The organism is Microbacterium sp. Z6_144, from assembly GCF_057197625.1.
This window is the reverse complement of the sequence record NZ_JBXVPT010000001.1, coordinates 1,187,757-1,204,662: the sequence shown is the minus strand read 5'-3', so window position 1 is coordinate 1,204,662 and position 16,906 is coordinate 1,187,757. Positions and strand designations below refer to the sequence as shown.

The 16,906-nt window shown below is 70.3% G+C and carries 17 protein-coding genes and 1 tRNA gene; 5 read left to right on the top strand and 13 right to left on the bottom strand.

The annotated features are described in order from the left end of the window. Window positions 1-49: 49 nt before the first annotated feature. Together AC2DGY_RS05860 and AC2DGY_RS05855 are read left to right on the top strand one after the other, a co-directional pair. Window positions 50-784 (top strand): response regulator transcription factor, encoded by a 735-nt coding sequence (locus tag AC2DGY_RS05860; protein WP_484508763.1) that lies wholly within the window; start codon window positions 50-52, stop codon window positions 782-784. A gap of 56 nt (window positions 785-840) precedes the next feature. Next, complete coding sequence (locus AC2DGY_RS05855; RefSeq protein ID WP_484508762.1) at window positions 841-2,232, top strand: sensor histidine kinase; 1,392 nt, start codon at window positions 841-843, stop codon at window positions 2,230-2,232. Between the two features lie 77 nt (window positions 2,233-2,309). Here AC2DGY_RS05855 and AC2DGY_RS05850 read toward each other — a convergent pair whose 3' ends face one another. The 6 genes from AC2DGY_RS05850 to AC2DGY_RS05825 form a co-directional block, all read right to left on the bottom strand. Further along, window positions 2,310-3,866: an FAD-dependent oxidoreductase gene (locus AC2DGY_RS05850; RefSeq protein ID WP_484508761.1), complete on the bottom strand. Its 1,557-nt coding sequence runs from the start codon at window positions 3,864-3,866 to the stop codon at window positions 2,310-2,312. Beyond that, entirely contained in the window at window positions 3,863-4,738 is an 876-nt protein-coding gene (locus AC2DGY_RS05845; protein WP_484508760.1) for an FAD:protein FMN transferase, read from the bottom strand. Before AC2DGY_RS05845 ends, AC2DGY_RS05850 begins: the two co-directional genes overlap by 4 nt. A gap of 4 nt (window positions 4,739-4,742) precedes the next feature. Beyond that, window positions 4,743-5,201: a hypothetical protein gene (locus AC2DGY_RS05840; RefSeq protein WP_484508759.1), complete on the bottom strand. Its 459-nt coding sequence runs from the start codon at window positions 5,199-5,201 to the stop codon at window positions 4,743-4,745. A 142-nt stretch (window positions 5,202-5,343) separates the two neighbouring features. Then, window positions 5,344-6,378, bottom strand: coding sequence for a ribose-phosphate diphosphokinase (locus tag AC2DGY_RS05835; protein WP_484508758.1), 1,035 nt, complete (start codon window positions 6,376-6,378; stop codon window positions 5,344-5,346). Beyond that, window positions 6,353-7,816, bottom strand: coding sequence for a bifunctional UDP-N-acetylglucosamine diphosphorylase/glucosamine-1-phosphate N-acetyltransferase GlmU (gene glmU, locus AC2DGY_RS05830; protein ID WP_484508757.1), 1,464 nt, complete (start codon window positions 7,814-7,816; stop codon window positions 6,353-6,355). Before glmU ends, AC2DGY_RS05835 begins: the two co-directional genes overlap by 26 nt. A 1-nt stretch (window position 7,817) precedes the next feature. Then, window positions 7,818-7,889 (bottom strand) — tRNA-Gln (locus tag AC2DGY_RS05825). A gap of 88 nt (window positions 7,890-7,977) precedes the next feature. Between AC2DGY_RS05825 and AC2DGY_RS05820 the strand changes: the two genes are divergently transcribed. Further along, window positions 7,978-8,475 carry a MarR family winged helix-turn-helix transcriptional regulator gene (locus AC2DGY_RS05820; protein ID WP_484508756.1) on the top strand — a complete coding sequence of 166 codons (498 nt, stop codon included), beginning with the start codon at window positions 7,978-7,980 and terminating at the stop codon, window positions 8,473-8,475. A gap of 26 nt (window positions 8,476-8,501) precedes the next feature. On the opposite strand, the gene AC2DGY_RS05815 is transcribed toward AC2DGY_RS05820, so the two are convergent. After that, entirely contained in the window at window positions 8,502-9,401 is a 900-nt protein-coding gene (locus AC2DGY_RS05815) for an alpha/beta fold hydrolase (RefSeq protein ID WP_484508755.1), read from the bottom strand. Between the two features lie 82 nt (window positions 9,402-9,483). Here AC2DGY_RS05815 and AC2DGY_RS05810 point away from each other — a divergent pair, with 82 nt between their 5' ends. Next, complete coding sequence (locus AC2DGY_RS05810; RefSeq protein ID WP_484508754.1) at window positions 9,484-9,969, top strand: MarR family winged helix-turn-helix transcriptional regulator; 486 nt, start codon at window positions 9,484-9,486, stop codon at window positions 9,967-9,969. 39 nt (window positions 9,970-10,008) lie between these two features. Here AC2DGY_RS05810 and AC2DGY_RS05805 read toward each other — a convergent pair whose 3' ends face one another. Further along, the gene (locus AC2DGY_RS05805; protein ID WP_484508753.1) at window positions 10,009-11,817 is read right to left on the bottom strand and encodes an ABC-F family ATP-binding cassette domain-containing protein; all 1,809 of its coding nucleotides are present in this window, start codon (window positions 11,815-11,817) and stop codon (window positions 10,009-10,011) included. A gap of 67 nt (window positions 11,818-11,884) precedes the next feature. Next, on the bottom strand, window positions 11,885-13,210 hold the full coding sequence (locus AC2DGY_RS05800; protein ID WP_484508752.1) for an NtaA/DmoA family FMN-dependent monooxygenase: 1,326 nt from the start codon (window positions 13,208-13,210) through the stop codon (window positions 11,885-11,887). 190 nt (window positions 13,211-13,400) lie between these two features. Here AC2DGY_RS05800 and AC2DGY_RS05795 point away from each other — a divergent pair, with 190 nt between their 5' ends. After that, window positions 13,401-13,613 carry a KTSC domain-containing protein gene (locus tag AC2DGY_RS05795; RefSeq protein ID WP_484508751.1) on the top strand — a complete coding sequence of 71 codons (213 nt, stop codon included), beginning with the start codon at window positions 13,401-13,403 and terminating at the stop codon, window positions 13,611-13,613. Window positions 13,614-13,681: 68 nt separating this feature from the next. Here AC2DGY_RS05795 and AC2DGY_RS05790 read toward each other — a convergent pair whose 3' ends face one another. From AC2DGY_RS05790 to AC2DGY_RS05775, 4 genes are read right to left on the bottom strand one after another with little or no spacing between them, the layout of a single operon-like run. Then, on the bottom strand, window positions 13,682-14,602 hold the full coding sequence (locus AC2DGY_RS05790) for an ABC transporter substrate-binding protein (protein WP_484508750.1): 921 nt from the start codon (window positions 14,600-14,602) through the stop codon (window positions 13,682-13,684). 33 nt (window positions 14,603-14,635) lie between these two features. Next, complete coding sequence (locus tag AC2DGY_RS05785) at window positions 14,636-15,394, bottom strand: ABC transporter permease (protein ID WP_484508749.1); 759 nt, start codon at window positions 15,392-15,394, stop codon at window positions 14,636-14,638. Next, window positions 15,391-16,080 (bottom strand): ABC transporter permease, encoded by a 690-nt coding sequence (locus AC2DGY_RS05780; protein WP_484508748.1) that lies wholly within the window; start codon window positions 16,078-16,080, stop codon window positions 15,391-15,393. Before AC2DGY_RS05780 ends, AC2DGY_RS05785 begins: the two co-directional genes overlap by 4 nt. Further along, window positions 16,077-16,901 (bottom strand): ABC transporter ATP-binding protein, encoded by an 825-nt coding sequence (locus AC2DGY_RS05775; RefSeq protein WP_484508747.1) that lies wholly within the window; start codon window positions 16,899-16,901, stop codon window positions 16,077-16,079. The genes AC2DGY_RS05780 and AC2DGY_RS05775 overlap by 4 nt, the downstream gene beginning before the upstream one ends. Window positions 16,902-16,906 lie beyond the last annotated feature (5 nt).

Here is a 16,906-nt window from a genome sequence, read left to right as displayed (position 1 = left end):
CATAGCGCACTCCATAGAACCCTGATAGGTGCTCGCGCACAATGGTGGCATGAACACGACCGCACCTTCGCCTGCGCTCACCCGTCCCGACGGAACTGCTCTGCGCGTCCTCGTGGTCGACGACGAGCAGATGCTCACCGACCTGCTGTCGATGGCCCTGCGCATGGAGGGGTGGGACGTGCGCACAGCCTCCTCGGGCCTCCAGGCGCTCCAGGCCGCACGCGATTTCGCCCCCGACGCCATGGTGCTGGACATCATGATGCCCGACCTCGACGGCATGGCCGTCCTCCAGCGCCTCCGCCACTCCGGCAATGATGTGCCCGTCCTCTTCCTCACCGCGAAGGACGCGGTGGCCGACCGCGTCGCCGGTCTCACCGCCGGTGGCGACGACTACGTCACGAAGCCCTTCAGCCTCGAGGAGGTCGTCGCGCGCCTGCGCAGCCTGATGCGCCGCGCGGGGACGGCGACCTCCGGAGACGTGGAGCCCATCCTGCGGGTGGGCGACCTGTCCCTCAACGAAGACAGCCATGAGGTGTTCCGCGGCGACGAGGAGATCGATCTGACGGCGACGGAGTTCGAACTCCTCCGGTATCTCATGCGCAACCAACGGAGAGTCGTCTCGAAGGCGCAGATCCTCGACCGGGTGTGGAACTACGACTTCGGCGGACGCTCCAGCGTCGTCGAGCTCTACATCTCCTACCTGCGCAAGAAGATCGACGCCGGCCGCGAACCGCTCATCCACACCATCCGCGGCGTCGGCTACATGATCAAAGCGCCGCAGTGACCCTCCCGCGCCGCCTCCCCCCACCCCGCCGTTCCTGGAGCCTCCAGGCGCGCCTGATGACGGCGATCATCGGGATGGTGGCGGTCATCCTCGCGATCGTCGCGCTGTCCACCGGTGCGATCCTCGGGCAGGTTCTTCAGGAGAACCTCGATACGCAGGTGCGCGAAGCCGCGGCCAACGTGCGGGTCAATCCGCAGAGCACGGCCACGGATCTGCTCGCGAACGGCCGGTTCCAGGACGGCACGATGCTGGTCACCCAGACACCCGGCGGGGGCACGACCGGCGCCTACGTCGACGGCGTCACGGTGCGGGCGCTGGACGGCGACGAGATCGAGAAGATCGTCGACTCGGTCCGCACTGCCGCCTCGCGCACGGTGGACATCCCCGAGCTCGGCGACTATCGGGTGACCAGCGTGGCCTTTCCCGGACAGCAGGCGATCGCGGTCCTCGGGCTCCCGCTGTCGGAGATCACCGGCACGATCTCGCAGATCCTGATCACGGTGGCGCTCGTGACCACCGGTGGCCTGCTGCTGCTGTCCTCGATCATCGCGATCGTGATCCGCATCGGCCTGGGCCCCCTCCGCTCCGTCGCCGACACCGCCGCGCGCGTGGCGAAGGTGCGCATGGACTCCGGGGACGTGTCGATCACCGAGCGCGTCCCCGCCGATCAAACGGACGAGAACACCGAGATCGGGCAGGTGGGAGCGGCGCTGAACACGCTGCTCGACCACGTCGACGCCTCGCTCACGGCCCGGCAGCACAACGAGGAGCTCATGCGCCGCTTCGTCGCCGACGCCAGCCACGAGCTGCGGACGCCGTTGACCTCCATCCGCGGCTACTCCGAATTGTCGCTGCGCGATGCGACCCTGAGCGAGAACACCCACGCGGCTTTGGAGCGCATCCAGGCGCAGTCGCTGCGCATGACCGCCCTCGTGGAGGACCTGCTGCTGCTGGCGAGACTGGATGAGGGTCAGGAGCTGGTGTACGGCGAGGTGGACCTCACGCGTCTGGCGGTGGAGGCCGTGGGTGACGCGCGCCCGGCCGGTCCCGACCACCAGTGGGTGCTGGATGTCGGCGATGAGCCGGTGATCCTGGCCGGAGACGCGGCGCGCCTGCAGCAGGTCATCGCGAACCTGCTCGCCAACGCCCGCACCCACACGCCCGCCGGCACCGTCGTCACCGTGTCGGTGCGCCGTGACGGCGAGGAAGCGGTGCTGCGCGTACACGACGACGGCCCCGGGATCGACCCCGCCATCGCCGATCGGCTGTTCGAACGGTTCGCACGCGGTGACGTCTCGCGCACGCGGAAGACCGGTGGCACCGGGCTGGGCCTGTCGATCGCCCGGGCCATCGTCGAGGCCCACCACGGCACGATTCGCGCCGAGAGCACTCCCGGCGACACCACGTTCGAGGTGCGCCTGCCCGCCAAGCCCGCCGACCCCGCCTAGCCCTCCCCCGCCGTCGACTCGCCGACAAACGTCGTGACATGCGCGAAACGGGGACGTTTTCTGGCGAGTGGACGGCGTCAGTAGCCGGCGAACGCGTCGGTCGTGAGGGAGAGGGCGCGCTCGAGAGCGGGGGCGAGGCTCGCGATCAGTGCGGGCGGGCCGGAGATGTACGCGTGCCGCCCGGAGATGTCGGGCACCATCCGCAGCAGCGCCTCGGCGTCCAAGCGCACGCCCGCTCCCGCCCACCGCCACGACGCAGGGAGGTCGGGCGGGGCCTCGCGCGCGAACACGATGACCGGGATTCCCGACCGCGCGATCTCGTCGCGGAAGGCCAGTTCCGCCGCATCCGAGGCGATGTACAGGAGCACGATGTCGCGCTCCTCCCGTGCGGCCGCGAGGTGGCGCAGCTGCGAGACGAACGGCGTCACGCCGATGCCCGCGGCCACCAGCAGAAGCGGCGTGGCGGGCCTGGTCGGAAGGAGGAAGTCGCCCCAGATGCCCGTCGCCGTCAGGCTCGCGCCGGGCTTCGCCTCGGCGAGCGCGCGTTTGAAACTGGAGTTCGACCCCTCCCGGTAGGCGATCCGCACGATGGGCAGGTCTTCGGGTGCCGAGACGATGGAGAACTCCCGCCGCGTCCCGCGCGCGTCGGGACGGCGGTGGGGCACATCGAGTTCGAGGTATTGCCCGGGGCGGAACCCGGCCGGCCGTTCCGCGCGGAAGGTCAGTTCCCGCGCGGTCGGGGTGAGCTCGCGCCGCCCTTCCAGGACGAAGCGCAGGGCGCTCCGACGGACGAAGGCGAACGCGACGAGATTGCCGATCAGGAGAGCGAACTCCTGCCCGAGGGTCACGACTCCGAGGTTGATCGGCCATCCGGCCAGCACACCGACGACTCCCGCGACGGTGAGCTGCTGCCACCGGCGCGGCGGCAGCGTCAGCGGCTCGGTGAGCATGAAGGCGCCGAGGAACAGGTACGGCGAGGACAGCACCACCTGCGACAGGATGCCCGGGGCGTCCACCTCCACGCCTGCTGCGGTGTCCTGCGCCACGGCGCGGAGGAACGCCACGCCGGCGGCGATCACCCAGAAGCCTCCGACCATCCGCAGTTTCTCGGTGCGCCACAGGATCGCCAGGCCCAGGATCAGCACCGGCAGCGCCAGCGGCGGAGTGCCCACCCACCACGCCGACGCCCCCAGCGCGGGCACCGCGATCCCCACGAGCGTGAGCACCGCCGCACCCACCGCGGCGGGGTTGAAGAGGTGGCGCCCGCGCCACGCGAGCACGTACTTCGACGCGGATGCGGCGGCACCGGCCAGCGCGATTCCGGCGAGACCCACGGGGTCGAGGGTGGGGAAGAGCACGAACAGGAGGATCCCCGCCGTGGTGACGGAAGACTCCAGGCGGCGGGGCAGTCGCATCGCGCTCTGCACGACGAGGTCGACGACCGCGCACACCGCCACCAGCACGAGCGCGGTGACGATCAGATCGAGCGGACGCGGGCCCACCAGTCCCAGCAGCGAGAGCGCGAGCGCGACCACGGTCAGCGCGCCGAGGGAGAACAGCATGAGGCGATACATCGACACCCGCCCGAGCAGTCCGAGCACGCGGGTCCAGGCTGCCGTGACGGCTCCGATCACGAGAACAACTCCACCGTGCAGCCGGGCGACCACTCCACGCGCCCGTCCGTGCGCATCCGCACCCAGTGCGCACCCCAGGATGCGGCGAGCTCTGGACCGCCGTCGAAGAACAGCGCCGTGGCCAGCGCGTCCGCCTGCATGGCGGTGGGAGCCAGCGCCCACGTCGCCGCGTACGCGCGCACAGGCGCTCCGGTCCGCGCGTCGAGCACGTGGTGCAGCCCGTTGCCCCAGGTGCGGCGGGTCGTGGCTGAGGCGCACAGCGCCGCGTCCTGCACCTCGACCACGCCGATCGCCCTCCGCGGGTCGAACGGATGCTCGAGACCCACGCGCTGCGGTGTGCCTCGCACGGCCAGATCGCCCGACGCATCCACGACGACCTCCGCCTCGCCGGAGTTCGTCACGACCTCCAGCACCAGATCGACCAGGCGTCCCTTTCCCACGGCGCCGACGTCGATGGTGGCAGGGCCGGCGAGCGTGAGCCGGCCGTCCCCCCATGTGAGGCGATCGCGCCAGTCCGCGGGCGCCCGGCGCGGATCGGCCGGGGCGAACGAATAGCGCGCGTCGTACCCGAGCCGCGCGAGGGAGTCGCCCACGAGGGGGTTCACCGCCCCGTCGGTGGCGGCATCGAGGTGCTCATAGACAGCGAGCATCGCGTCCGCATCGCGCGGCGCCGCCACGGAGCCGCCGTCCCGCGCCAACTCCGAGACGAGGGAGTCGCCGCGGAATCGTGACCAGGCCCGGTCGAACCCGGAGATCAGGGTCTCCACCTCCTGGGTCACCGACGGGGGAAGGGGCGCGCCGGTCTCGATCGACCAGCGCGTGCCGATGGCCTCGAACGACCAGGCCGCGCGCGGGGGTACGGATGTGAGCATGCGCTCAGGCGGTCGCGTCGGCCTTGATGGCCTCCAGCGCCTCGTTGAACCCCCCGCTGGTGAGGGAGGACCCCGCAACCCGGCTGACGGAGATCTCGTCGATGTCGCGTCCCACGACCTCGTCGGAGATGCCGCCGATGAACCGGCCCTGGTACTGCGTGGACTGCGGTGCCTGGGGGTCGCCGGTCACCTCGACCGCGGTGACCACGTCGCCCTCCAGCGTGACGGTGACCTCGATGGTCTCGGTCGTCTCGGGGGTGCGGTAGGAACCCTCCGCGGTGTAGGTGCCGTCGGTGTAGGCGCCCTCCCCCGAGGAGCCGGAGCCGGCCTCGCTCTGCGTCGTCTCGTCGGCCTCAGGCTCGGCGGCAGGGGTGCCGGCGCATCCGGCGAGGGTCACGATGCCGGCCACGCCCAGGAGGGCGGTGCCGATGCGGACGGGGCGGGGTGCGGTGGTGCGGATCACGGGCGTCCTCCTGAGAGAGTCGGTGCAGTGCCTCGCGACGGGATCGTCACACGGGTGACACGGTGCAACGGACCCGCCGGTTCACCGGCGCAGCGACCTTTGCGCAAACTCGCCGGGAAGACGGGCCGAGAACCGGGTGGCGTCAGGCCTCGCCGCCGAACATGCTCGTCACCGAGCCGTCTTCGAAGACCTCGCGGATGGCGCGGGCCAGGAGCGGCGCGATCGGCAGGACCATGAGCCCCTCGAACCGCTCGTCCGCGGGGATCGGCACGGTATCGGTGACCACGACGAGGTCGATCGCCTCGTCCTGCAGGCGCACCGTCGCGGGCGGGCTGAAGATCGCGTGGGTCGCGGCGACGATGACCTTCCGCGCGCCGGCCGCCTTGAGGGCCTGCGCGGCCTTCACGATGGTGCCACCGGTGTCGATCATGTCGTCCACCAGGAGGCACGTCCGGCCGGCGACCTCACCGACGATCTCGTGCACGGTGACCTGGTTCGCCACCTTCGGGTCGCGACGTTTGTGGATGATCGCCAGCGGCGCCCCCAGGCTGTCCGACCACGTGTCGGCCACGCGGACACGGCCCATGTCGGGCGAGACGACGGTGAGGGTGTCGCGGTCTTCCGCGCTGAGGTGCTCGCGGAAATACTCCAGGAGCACGGGCTTGGCGAAGAGGTGGTCGACGGGCCCGTCGAAGAAGCCCTGGATCTGTGCCGCGTGCAGGTCGACGCTCATGATGCGATCGGCGCCGGCGGTGGTGAGGAGGTCGGTGACCAGGCGGGCGCTGATCGGCTCGCGTCCGCGCCCCTTCTTGTCCTGGCGCGAATACGGGAAGTACGGCGCGACGACGGTGATGCGCTTGGCCGAGGCCCGCTTGAGGGCGTCGAGCATGATGAGCAGCTCCATGAGCCACTCGTTGACGGGCGGACCGAACGACTGGATGACGAAGACATCGCATCCGCGGATCGACACCTCGAACCGCGTGTAGATCTCCCCCGACGCGAACGTGCGGTGCTCGGTGGGAGCCAGCTCCGTGCCCAGCTGAGCGGCCACCTGCGCCGCCAACTCGGGGTGGGATCGACCGGCTGCCACGACCAGGCGCTTCTTGGTCTTGGCGACCAGTCCCGGGGCGATGCCGTTGTCCCGATCCAGGTCAACCGTCTTCTTCTTGCGGCCCATCGCCAGCTTCCTGTGCAGATCGGGCGAGCGCGGCGGCATGTGCCGCGCCCGTACCCGGTCGGTTCTTTTCGACCCATCCTTCGACGTTGCGCTGGGGCGCGACGCTCAGCGCCAGAGCCCCGGCGGGCACGTCCTTGCGGATCACGGCCCCGGCTCCGGTCTTGGCGCCTTCTCCGATCCTAACCGGCGCCACGAAGACGTTGTGCGAGCCGGAGTGCACCTCGTCGCCGATCTCGGTGCGGTGCTTGGTCAGATCGTCGTAGTTGGCCGTGATCGCACCCGCACCCAGGTTCACGTGGCGCCCGATGGTGGTGTCGCCGATGTAGGACAGGTGCGGCACCTTGCTGCCCTCGCCGATCGTGGAGTTCTTCGTCTCGACGAACGTGCCGATCTTCCCGCCCTCGGCCAGCGTGGTGTTGGGGCGGAGATACGCGAACGGGCCGACGGTCGTGCGCGCGCCGATCACGGCGAGGGTCGCGTCCGTGCGGCGGACGACGGCGTCCTCCCCCACCTCGCAGTCCACGAGGCTCGTGTCCGGGCCGATCACGGCACCGGAGGCGATGGTCGTCGCGCGGAGGATGTGCGTGTTGGGCAGGATCGTCACATCGGGCGCAAGGGCCGCGGTGTCGTCGATCCACGTCGTCGCGGGGTCCTGCACGGTGACCCCCTCCACCTGCCAGCGGCGGATGATGCGGGCGTTCAGCGTGCGCGCGGCCGCGGCCAGCTGCACCCGGTCGTTCACGCCGAGGGCGGCGGTCGCATCCGGCGCCTCGGTGACGGCGACCTCGTGGCGCGAGTCGCGGAGGAGCCGCACGACGTCGGTGAGGTAGCGCTCGCCCTGCGCGTTGGCCTCCCCGACCAGAGCGAGGTGGGTCCGCAGCGGCTCCGCCTGGAAGACGTACACCCCGACGTTGATCTCGGTGACGGCGGCTTCGTCCTCGGTGGCGTCCTTCTGCTCCACGATGCGCTCCACACCGCCGGAGGAATCGCGGATGATGCGGCCGTAGCCGCTCGGGTCGTCCACCCGCGCGCTGAGGACGGTCGCGGCGGCGCCGGACGAACGGTGCGCGGCCAGCAGATCGGCAAGGGTGGAGGCCTCGAGCAACGGCACGTCGCCGCTGAGGACGAGGATGTCGCCGGTGAAGCCGCCGAGGTCCTCCAGCGCCACCTGCACCGCGCGACCCGTGCCGGGGATCTCATCCTGGTCGACGATGTGCACGTCGGTGGTGAGCCCGCGGAGCGTCTCGACGACGAGATCACGTTCGTGACGCACGACGACGTCGATGCGCACGGGGTCGAGCACGGAGGCCGCATCCAGGACGTGGGCGACGAGCGGGCGCCCGCCCAGAGGATGCAGCACCTTCGGCAGGCGCGAACGCATGCGCGTCCCCTGCCCTGCGGCGAGAATCACGACAGCCAGATCGTTCGTTGTGCTCATGCTCCGCCGCCAGGATTCGAACCTGGTCCTAACAGCTCCAAAGGCTGTCGTGCTGCCGTTACACCACGGCGGACCGCGCCCGCGGCGCCGCTTCAGTCTGCCAGATGCAGCTCCACGGCCGCCGCGAACGCGCAGCCGGCACCAGCGAGGATAATGAGTGGGTGAGCCACGAGAGCGATGAGGTCGACCGCATCGTCGTGGCGTGGATGGAGCAGCGACCCGACCTGGATTTCTCACCGCTGGAGGTGCTCTCCCGCGTCGACCGCCTCTCACGCCACCTCGACCGGGCGCGCCGGGAGGCGTTCCGCCGCAGCGAGCTGGAGCCGTGGGAGTGGGACGTGCTGTCGGCACTGCGCCGGGCGGGCGAGCCGTTCCAGCTGAGCCCCAAGCAACTCCTGCAGCAGACCCTCGTCTCCAGCGGCACCATGACCAACCGCATCGACCGCCTCGTCGACCGCCGTCTGGTGCGCCGCGAGGCCGATCCCGGAGACGGCCGCAGCGTGCTGGTGACACTCACTCCCGACGGTCGCACGCGCGTGGATGCGGCGATCACCCGGCTGGTCGATGCCGAGGCCATTCTCCTGGACGCGCTCTCGCGCGGTGACCGGGAGCGGCTGGCCAACCTGCTGCGCAAGCTCAGCCTGGGCTTCGACGGCTGAAACCCCCCTCCCGGCGGGTCGCCGCACTAGGGCCGCGGCTGCTGCTCTACGCGTGACACGAAGTCCAGGAGCACGGAGGCGAGCGCCGCCGGCGCTTCCTGGGCGACGAGGTGTCCGACGCCCTGGACGTGCACCGCGGTGAATTCGCCTGCCGCCACCGGACGGAACGACCGTGCCGTGAACGGGTGGTTGGCGCCGTCGACCGTGAGCACCGGAACCCGGATCGGGTGGCTCTGTGCGCGGGCTCGCGTCGCGCCCTCGTCGGTGAACAGGGCGCGATACAGGCCTTCCGTGCCGCGCCACGCGTGGGGTCGTGAATACGTGCGGACGAACTCGTCGAGGTCCGCGGGGCCGACCGCGCCCTCGGTGGCATTCATCATCGGGTACGCCCACCCGGCGAGAAGCGCGCGTTCGTGGCCGGGGAGGAGCATCGAGGGGATGCCGGGGGTGCCGAGGAATCCGACGTGCCACGATCCGAAGGCGTTCACGTCGGCGAGGGCCTCGAGGCCGTAGCCGGCGAGGGAGGATTCGACGGCGGTGAAGCTGAGCACCTCGTCGGGGTGCGCGGTCGCGAAGCGGAACGCCAGCCCCCCGCTGATGTCCTGTGCGAGAAGGTGCACGGCGTCCCCGCCCAGGTGGGCGACGAGGTGGTGCAGGTCGTCGGCGGCGGCCTGTTCGCTGTAGCCGGTGGTGGCGGTGCTCGAGTCGCCGAAGCCGCGCAGGTCGAGCGCGTACACACGGTGGGTCTCCGCCAGAAGCGGGATGAGGCCCCGGAAGGCCCACCACGTCTCGGGCCAGCCGTGGACGAGCAGGATGGGCGAGCCGGACGTGCCGGCGGCGACGTAGTGCAGCGCGGTGCCGTTGAGTTCGGCCCGATGGTGGGTGACAGCGGGGATGGTGGCGCCGATGGGGGCGATGGGGGACATGACTACTTCCAATCGACAATGTGGTTGTCGAGAAAGACTAGACAACCGAGTTGTCTACGTCAAGCGGACCTAGACTGCTGAGGTGGCTCGTCGGGGTGGTGACCTAGCGCTGCTGATGCTCGCGGGTTTCCGCACGCTGGCCGACCGCGCGACCGCGGAGCTGGCGCGGCGGGGGTATGCCGACGTCCGACCCGTGCACGACTTCGCGCTCCACTCGATCATCGCCGGCGCGGCGAACGCCTCGGAACTCGGTCGTGCGATGTCGGTCACGAAGCAGGCGGCAGCGCGGACGATCACCGTCCTCGAGCAGAGAGGCTACGTCGCGCGCGAGGTCGATGCGGCGGACCGGAGGAAGATGACGCTGCGGGTCACCGAACGCGGCACCGCCCTCCTGCGTGAGGGTGAGGCGGTCTCCGACGAGATGCGCGACGAGCTCGAGCGGCAGGTGGGCGCGGCATCCCTGGCGACGCTGGAGGACACCCTGCGCACCCTGGTGGGCGACAAGACGATCCGCCTCGACTCCCCCGGCTGGGACGCGGCCGAGGGTGACGTCGACGGCCACGGCTAACCTCGGCCGGAACCGTCCCGGCCTCACGCGCGGTGCGGCTCAGCCGAGCGCTTCCCCCAGCGCGTACCAGCGCGCCTCGAGGTCGTCGCGCTCGGCTTCCAGAGCGGCGATCCGCTGCATCTCCGACGAGATCCCGGTGTAGTCGGCCTGGTCGTGCTCGGCCAGCGCCGTGCGCGCCCCGCCGATCTCCTTCTCGAGCTTTGCGATCCGCCGCTCCAGCGCCGCGGTCTCCTTCTGGGCTGCGCGCAGGTCGGCGCCGGACAGCCCCGGGGATGCCGCGGCCTTCGCCGCGCCGGCGGCCGGGGCATCCGACTCGATCTTCCGCAGCCGCAGGTACTCGTCGACCCCGCCGGGCAGGTGCCGCAGGTGCCGGTCGAAGATACCGTACTGCTGGTCGGTGACGCGCTCGAGGAAGTACCGGTCGTGCGAGACGACGAGCAGCGTGCCCGGCCAGGAATCGAGGAGGTCCTCCATCGCGGCGAGCATGTCGGTGTCGAGGTCGTTGGTGGGTTCGTCGAGGATGAGGACGTTCGGCTGGTCGAGGAGGATGAGCAGCAGCTGGAGGCGGCGCTTCTGACCGCCCGAGAGGTCCTTCACGGGCGTGGACAGCTGCGCGCTGGAGAATCCGAGCCGCTCGAGGAGCTGCCCGGGCGTGAGCTCCTGGGACTTGGATCCCGCACCGAACGTGTAGCTGGTGCGGAGGCTCTCCACGACGACGCGGACGGGGGCGTCGAGGTGTTGCTCCAGCTCGTCCAGGCGCTGGGTGAGCGTTGCCACCCGCACGGTCTTCCCGCGTTTGACCCGGCCCGAGGTGGGCGCGACGGTGCCGTCGATGAGTCCGAGCAGGGTGGACTTGCCGGCCCCGTTGACGCCGAGGATGCCGGTCCGCTCGCCCGGGGCGATGCGCCACTCGATGCCCTCCAGCACCTCCCGCGTCCCGGTCCCCTCTCCGGGCGAAGGGTACGCGACCGACACGTCCAGGAGGTCGACGACGTCCTTTCCCAGACGTGAGACCGCGAGCGACTGCAGCGCCACGGTGTCGCGGATCTCGGGCACGTCGGCGATGAGGGAGTTCGCCGCGTCGATGCGGAACTTCGGCTTGGTCGAGCGCGCCGGGGCACCGCGTCGCAGCCACGCCAGCTCTTTGCGCGCGAGGTTCTGCCGGCGCGCTTCGATCGTGGCGGACTGACGGTCGCGTTCGACCCGCTGGAGGATGTAGGCGGCATAGCCGCCCTCGAACGGCTCGACGATGCGGTCGTGCACCTCCCACGTGACGGTGCACACTTCGTCCAGGAACCAGCGATCGTGGGTGACGACGAGCAACCCGCCCGCGTTCGCGGACCATCGGCGCTTGAGGTGCTCGGCGAGCCACGTGATCCCCTCGACATCGAGGTGGTTGGTCGGCTCGTCCAGGAACAGCACGTCCCAGTCATCGACCAGCAGGCGCGCCAGGGCCACGCGTCGGCGCTGCCCTCCGGAGAGGGTGCCGAGCACCGCTCCCCACGGGAGGTCGCCCAGGAGCCCGGCGATGACGTCGCGCACCCGGGGGTCGCCCGCCCATTCGTATTCGGGGCGGTCGCCCACCACGGCAGCGCCGAGGGTCAGATCGTCCGGAAGCGTGTCAGCCTGGTCGAGCACGCCGATGCGCACCCCGCCGCGCACCGTCACCCGGCCCGAGTCGGGCTGCTGGCGCCCGGCGAGCATCGCGAGCAGGCTCGACTTTCCGTCGCCGTTGCGACCCACGATGCCGATGCGATCACCCTCGTTCACGCCGAGAGAGATCGAATCGAAGACGACCGTGGTGGGATATTCCAGGTGCAGGGCCTCGGCCCCAAGGAGATGTGCCATCCATCCCAGGCTACGGCGAATCGCCGCCGGCCGATTCCGCGGCGGTCCGGCGACTCCGGTTACCCGGTCAGGGGGTGGCGGGCCGGGCGAGTCCGAGGGTGTCCCGCAGCGTCGTGCCGGGGTACTCGCGGCGGAAGAGACCCCGGCGCTGCAGCTCGGGGATGAGATCGTCGCAGATCCGGTCCAAACCCTCGGGCAGGTACGAGGGGGTGAGGGTGAACCCGTCGCACGCTCCGCTGCGGAACCACTCCTCCATGCGGTCGGCGACGGTCTGCGCCGTGCCGACGAGAACCTGATGCCCGGAGGACGTGCCGTGGGTGCGCAGCAGCTCGCGGAGCGTCGGCTTCTCGCCCACGACGATGCGGTACAGGCCGGGGTACCGACTCGCGAGGGGGCTGGGATGGGTCGCGGCCTCCGACGGGTCGATGAGGCGATCGGGGGGAACCGGGTGGTCGAGGTCGAGGTCGGTGAGCTCGGCACCGAGCAGCAGCCCGCTGAGGGTGGCGAGGGCGATGTCGGGCTGGACGAGGTCGCCGAGTTCCGCGAGGATGCGCTCGGCGTCCTCCTGGGTATCGCCGATGACCGGCATCAGCCCCGGGAGGATCGGGATGCGGTCGCGCCCGGCCTCCGTGGAGAGCTCCGCGAGCTTCGACCGGAATCGCTGCGCCGGCTCTTTCTCCACCTGCGCAGTGAAGACGACCTCGGCATTGCGCGCCGCGAACCGCATCCCCTCCTCCGACTGCCCCGCCTGGGCGATGACCGGGCGGCCCTGCGGTGATCGCGGAATGCTCAGCGCGTCGCGTATCTGGTAATGATCTCCGCGGTAGTTCGGCTGGTGGATCTTCGCGGGGTCGGCCCACATGCCGTTCTCCCGGTCGATGATGACGGCGTCGTCCTCCCACGCGTCCCATACCGCGATGCAGGCCTGCAGGTAATCCTCGGCCCGGTGGTAGCGCTCCTGCTTGTCGGGCAGGGGCACCGTGAAGTTCTGGCCGCCGTCATAGGAGGTCACGACGTTCCACCCCACCCGCCCATCGGAGAGGTGGTCCAGCTGCGACAGCATCCGGGCGACGTTGTACGGCTCGCTGAAGGTGGTCGAAATCGTGGCGACCAGGCCGATGTGCTCGGTCACTGCGCTCAGCGCCGCCATGGTCGTCAACGGCTCGTAGCCGCCCATCCAGGGATTGAGGCCGGCGTCGACGAAGAACAGCTGGTCGGCGAAGAAGACGGCGTCCATCTTCGCCGCCTCCGCGCGCTGCACCGAGTTCTTGGCGCCATCCAGACCGTAGAGCAGCTCCACCTGGCTGTCGGGGCGACGCCAGCTCGACCTGTTCCGGCCGACGGGGCTGAAGAACAGGAACAGGTGCATCTGGTCGTCGGCGCGCTCGGGCATCTGAATCTCTCCGTCGGGTCGGTCGCGGCGGCGGAACCGGTCCGCGCGGACGCTCGCCCCACCGTAGGAGCACGGTCGCGCGCCGCCCCGCGCCCATCGGGCCAATCAGGTAATAACCCCCACCCCGCCGACCGCGGTGCCCTGCGCCACGCGAGGGCCCGGCCCGCTGGTACGGCGTAGCCTGTCGGGCATGAGGCGTGCTCTCGTGGATTCCTCGGCGGTCGAGTCGATCGGATACGACCCCGCGCTGGCCGTGCTGGAGATCCAGTTCACCAGCGGTGATGTCTACCGTTATTTCGCCGTACCGCCCTCGGCCCACCGCGACCTGGTCGAGGCCGGCAGCATCGGTCGCCACTTCCTCGACCACATCCGTGACGTGTACCCCAGCGAGCGGGTGCGCTGACCGGAAGCACGCAGGAGGGGACGCCCGCTGCCGGCGCGTCCCCTCCTGGGTGCGGTGACTCCGCGGGGTCAGACGAGCCCGTTGTCCTCCAGCCACTGCGACGCGATCTCATCGGAGGAGAGTTCCTCCTCCGTGGACTGCACGTTCAGTGCGACCAGGTCCTCCGGGGTCAGCGCGGCGCTGACGGCGTTGAGCACCTCCGCCACCTCGTCCGCGACATCCGCGCTGACCACGGGGATCACGTTGGAGGCCAGGAAGAGTCCCTCCGGGTCGTCGAGGACGACGAGGTCTTCGGTCTGGATGAGCGGATCGGCGGTGAAGACATTGGCGACGTTCACCGTGCCGGCCACGAGATCTTCGACCGTCGTGTCACCGGTGGCCGAGAAGTCGACCTCCACGCCGTAGGTCGACTGGAGGCCCTCCGGCCCGTAGGGCCGCTCGGCGAGCTCGGCCGGACCCCCGAGCGTCAGGGGCACATCGACGTTGGCGAGATCGGCGATCGTGGACAGGCCGTACTGGTCGGCGAATTCGGCCGTGACGGTGTAGGAATCCTGATCGCTCGCCGTGGCCTGCTCGAGCACCGCCAGACCCTCGGGCAGGGCGTCGGGCAATGCGGCGTAGACCTCCTCGGCGGTGCGCGCCTCCGTCTCGGCGTCGAAGTACTGCAGGAGGTTGCCCGAGTACTCGGGGAAGACGTTGACCGAGCCTTCCTCCAGGAGCGGGATGTACGCGTCGCGCTGGCCGATCTGGAACGAACGCTCCACCTCGAAGCCAGCATTCTCCAGCGCCTGGGCGTAGATCTCGGCGATGATCTCGTTCGAGTAGTAGGCCTGGGAGCCGACGACGATCGCGGTGTCATCCGCGTTCTCGCCACCGGCGGAGTTGTCGTCTTCGAGCGGGTTGCTCGACGCGCAGCCGGCCAGCGCGAGCGCGGCTGCTGCGACACCGGCGACACCGGCGAGGCCCTTCCGGGTACGTGCTGTGAACATGGGATTCCTCTTTCCTGGTGGGGCGTGATGACGTCAGACCGGCAGGCGCGGACCGCTGCGGCTGACGAGGGCGGGTGGTTCGGCCTGTGCGCGGAGCTTCTTCGTGGCGATCCCGGAACCGGATGCTGCGGCGCCGACCCCGCGGGGCACCACGGCGATCTGCAGCCACGCGAACAGGGCGTCCAGGATCAGGGCGAGCGCCGCCACCAGGAGTGCGCCCCCGATGATCACCTCCAGGCGCCGCAGCTGCAGCCCCGAGATGATGTACTCCCCCAGGCCACCGAGACCGATGTAGGCGGCGATGGTCACGGTCGCGACCACCTGGAGCGTCGCCGCCCGGAGGCCTCCGATGAGAAGGGGCAGCCCGAGAGGCACTTCGATGCGCCACAGGATCTGCCACTCCGTCATGCCCATCGACCGTCCGGCATCCAACACGCGCGGGTCGATGGCCTCGCACCCGGTGTACGCGCCGGCCAGGAGCGAGGGGATGGCGAGCACGACGAAGGTGATGACCGCCGCTTCCGGCTTGTGCAGGACCCCCAGGAGCAGCGTGAGGAGGATGACCAGGCCGAAGGAGGGGATCGCACGGGCAGCACCGGACACGGCCACGGCGATCTCGCGTCCTCTGCCGCTGTGCCCGATGTACCACCCGATCGGGACGGCGATCGCCGCGGCCACGAGGACGGAGATCGCCGTGTAGGCGATCTGCTCCAGGATGGCGACCGGGATCGGCGACAGCGCGCCGGTGTCGCCGGAGAAGAGCCATGCGATGGCCTCGAGGAAGAGGGTCATGCGTCCGCTCCCGCGGGAACGGCCGCCGTGCGCCGCGCGCGCACGGCGGATGCGCGGCGTGTCCACGGCATGAGGAGACGCCCCGCGAGTACGAGAAGCAGATCGACCAGGAGCGCGAGGACGACGACCGCGACGACACCGGCGAACACTTCGGGGAGGATGCGCCGCTGCAGCCCGTTCGTGAACAGGTACCCGAGGTTCGTGATGCCGACCAGGATCCCGACCGTTGCGAGCGAGATGGTGCTGGCGGCGGAGACGCGCAGGCCGGCGAGGATCACGGGCCCGGCCAGAGGAAGGTCCACCGCGCGGAACCGGCGGAGCGGGCCGAACCCGATCGCGATGGAGGCCTGACGCACGCCGGGATCCACGGCATCCAGTCCGTCGGCGACGGAGCGCACGAGGATCGCCACGGCGTAGATCGTCAGCGCCACCACGAGGTTCGTCTCACTGGTGAAGCTGTACCAGCCGGTCGCGGTGGGCAGGAGGATCAGCAGTGCGATCGAGGGGATCGTGTACAGCAGCCCCGTGATCGTGGTGACGCCGCTGCGCACGCGACGGTACCGCCACGCCACCCAGCCCAGCGGCACGGAGATCACCAAGCCGAGCAGAAGCGGGACCACGCTCTGCCGCAGATGGACGAGGGCCAGCTCGCCGATCAGGTCGAGGTTGGCGGCCACCCAGTTCACCGCTCGGCCTCCTCGTGGAGTGCCCCCTGCGTTCGCCCTTCGGCATCCACGACGACCGTGCCGCGCGGGGTGTGCTTCAGATGCAGGGCGCGTTTGCCGGTCTGGGCGCCGATGAACGCGGAGACGAAGCCGTCGGCGGGGTCCTCCATGATCTCGCTCGGGCTTCCCACCTGCGCGACGCGCGCCTCGTCCTCGAGGATCACCACCTGGTCGCCGAGGAGGAACGCCTCGTCGATGTCGTGCGTGACGAACACGATCGTCTTGCCGATCTCGCGCTGCAACCGGAGGAGTTCCTGCTGGAGCTCCGCGCGCACGATCGGATCGACCGCACCGAACGGCTCGTCCATGAGCAGGATGTTGGGCTCCGCCGCCAGCCCCCGCGCCACCCCGACCCGCTGCTGCTGACCGCCGGAGAGCTGGCTCGGATATCGATCCGCCATCGCCCGGTCAAGACCCACGATGTCCATCAGCTCGAGCGCACGGCCGCGGGCCGCCGTGCGCTTCCGCCCCTGCAGCACCGGGACGGTGGCGATGTTCTCGACGACCGTGAAGTGCGGGAGGAGTCCGGCGTTCTGCATCACGTAGCCGATGCTGCGCCGGAGCTCCACGGGTCGGCGCCCCGCGACGTCCTCGTCGTCGATCGAGACGACGCCGGCGGTCGGGTCGACCATGCGGTTGATCATCCGGAGGAGCGTGGTCTTGCCCGAACCGGACGATCCCACGAGCACGGTGGTCCGGCGCGATGGCACCACGAGGCTGAAATCCTCCACGGCACGGGTGCCGTCGGGAAAGACCTTCGAGACGTGAGAGAACTCGATCATCGATC

Excerpts from the sequence above, each read along its gene's own strand:
- AC2DGY_RS05785 (WP_484508749.1), bottom strand. The coding sequence starts at position 15,394 with ATGACCCTCTTCCTCGAGGCCATCGCATGGCTCTTCTCCGGCGACACC.
- AC2DGY_RS05800 (WP_484508752.1), bottom strand. The coding sequence starts at position 13,210 with ATGCCCGAGCGCGCCGACGACCAGATGCACCTGTTCCTGTTCTTCAGC.
- AC2DGY_RS05860 (WP_484508763.1), top strand. The coding sequence starts at position 50 with ATGAACACGACCGCACCTTCGCCTGCGCTCACCCGTCCCGACGGAACT.
- AC2DGY_RS05790 (WP_484508750.1), bottom strand. The coding sequence starts at position 14,602 with ATGTTCACAGCACGTACCCGGAAGGGCCTCGCCGGTGTCGCCGGTGTC.
- AC2DGY_RS05845 (WP_484508760.1), bottom strand. The coding sequence starts at position 4,738 with ATGCTCACATCCGTACCCCCGCGCGCGGCCTGGTCGTTCGAGGCCATC.
- AC2DGY_RS05835 (WP_484508758.1), bottom strand. The coding sequence starts at position 6,378 with ATGGGCCGCAAGAAGAAGACGGTTGACCTGGATCGGGACAACGGCATC.
- AC2DGY_RS05795 (WP_484508751.1), top strand. The coding sequence starts at position 13,401 with ATGAGGCGTGCTCTCGTGGATTCCTCGGCGGTCGAGTCGATCGGATAC.
- glmU (WP_484508757.1), bottom strand. The coding sequence starts at position 7,816 with ATGAGCACAACGAACGATCTGGCTGTCGTGATTCTCGCCGCAGGGCAG.
- AC2DGY_RS05805 (WP_484508753.1), bottom strand. The coding sequence starts at position 11,817 with ATGGCACATCTCCTTGGGGCCGAGGCCCTGCACCTGGAATATCCCACC.
- AC2DGY_RS05815 (WP_484508755.1), bottom strand. The coding sequence starts at position 9,401 with ATGTCCCCCATCGCCCCCATCGGCGCCACCATCCCCGCTGTCACCCAC.
- AC2DGY_RS05855 (WP_484508762.1), top strand. The coding sequence starts at position 841 with ATGACGGCGATCATCGGGATGGTGGCGGTCATCCTCGCGATCGTCGCG.
- AC2DGY_RS05775 (WP_484508747.1), bottom strand. The coding sequence starts at position 16,901 with ATGATCGAGTTCTCTCACGTCTCGAAGGTCTTTCCCGACGGCACCCGT.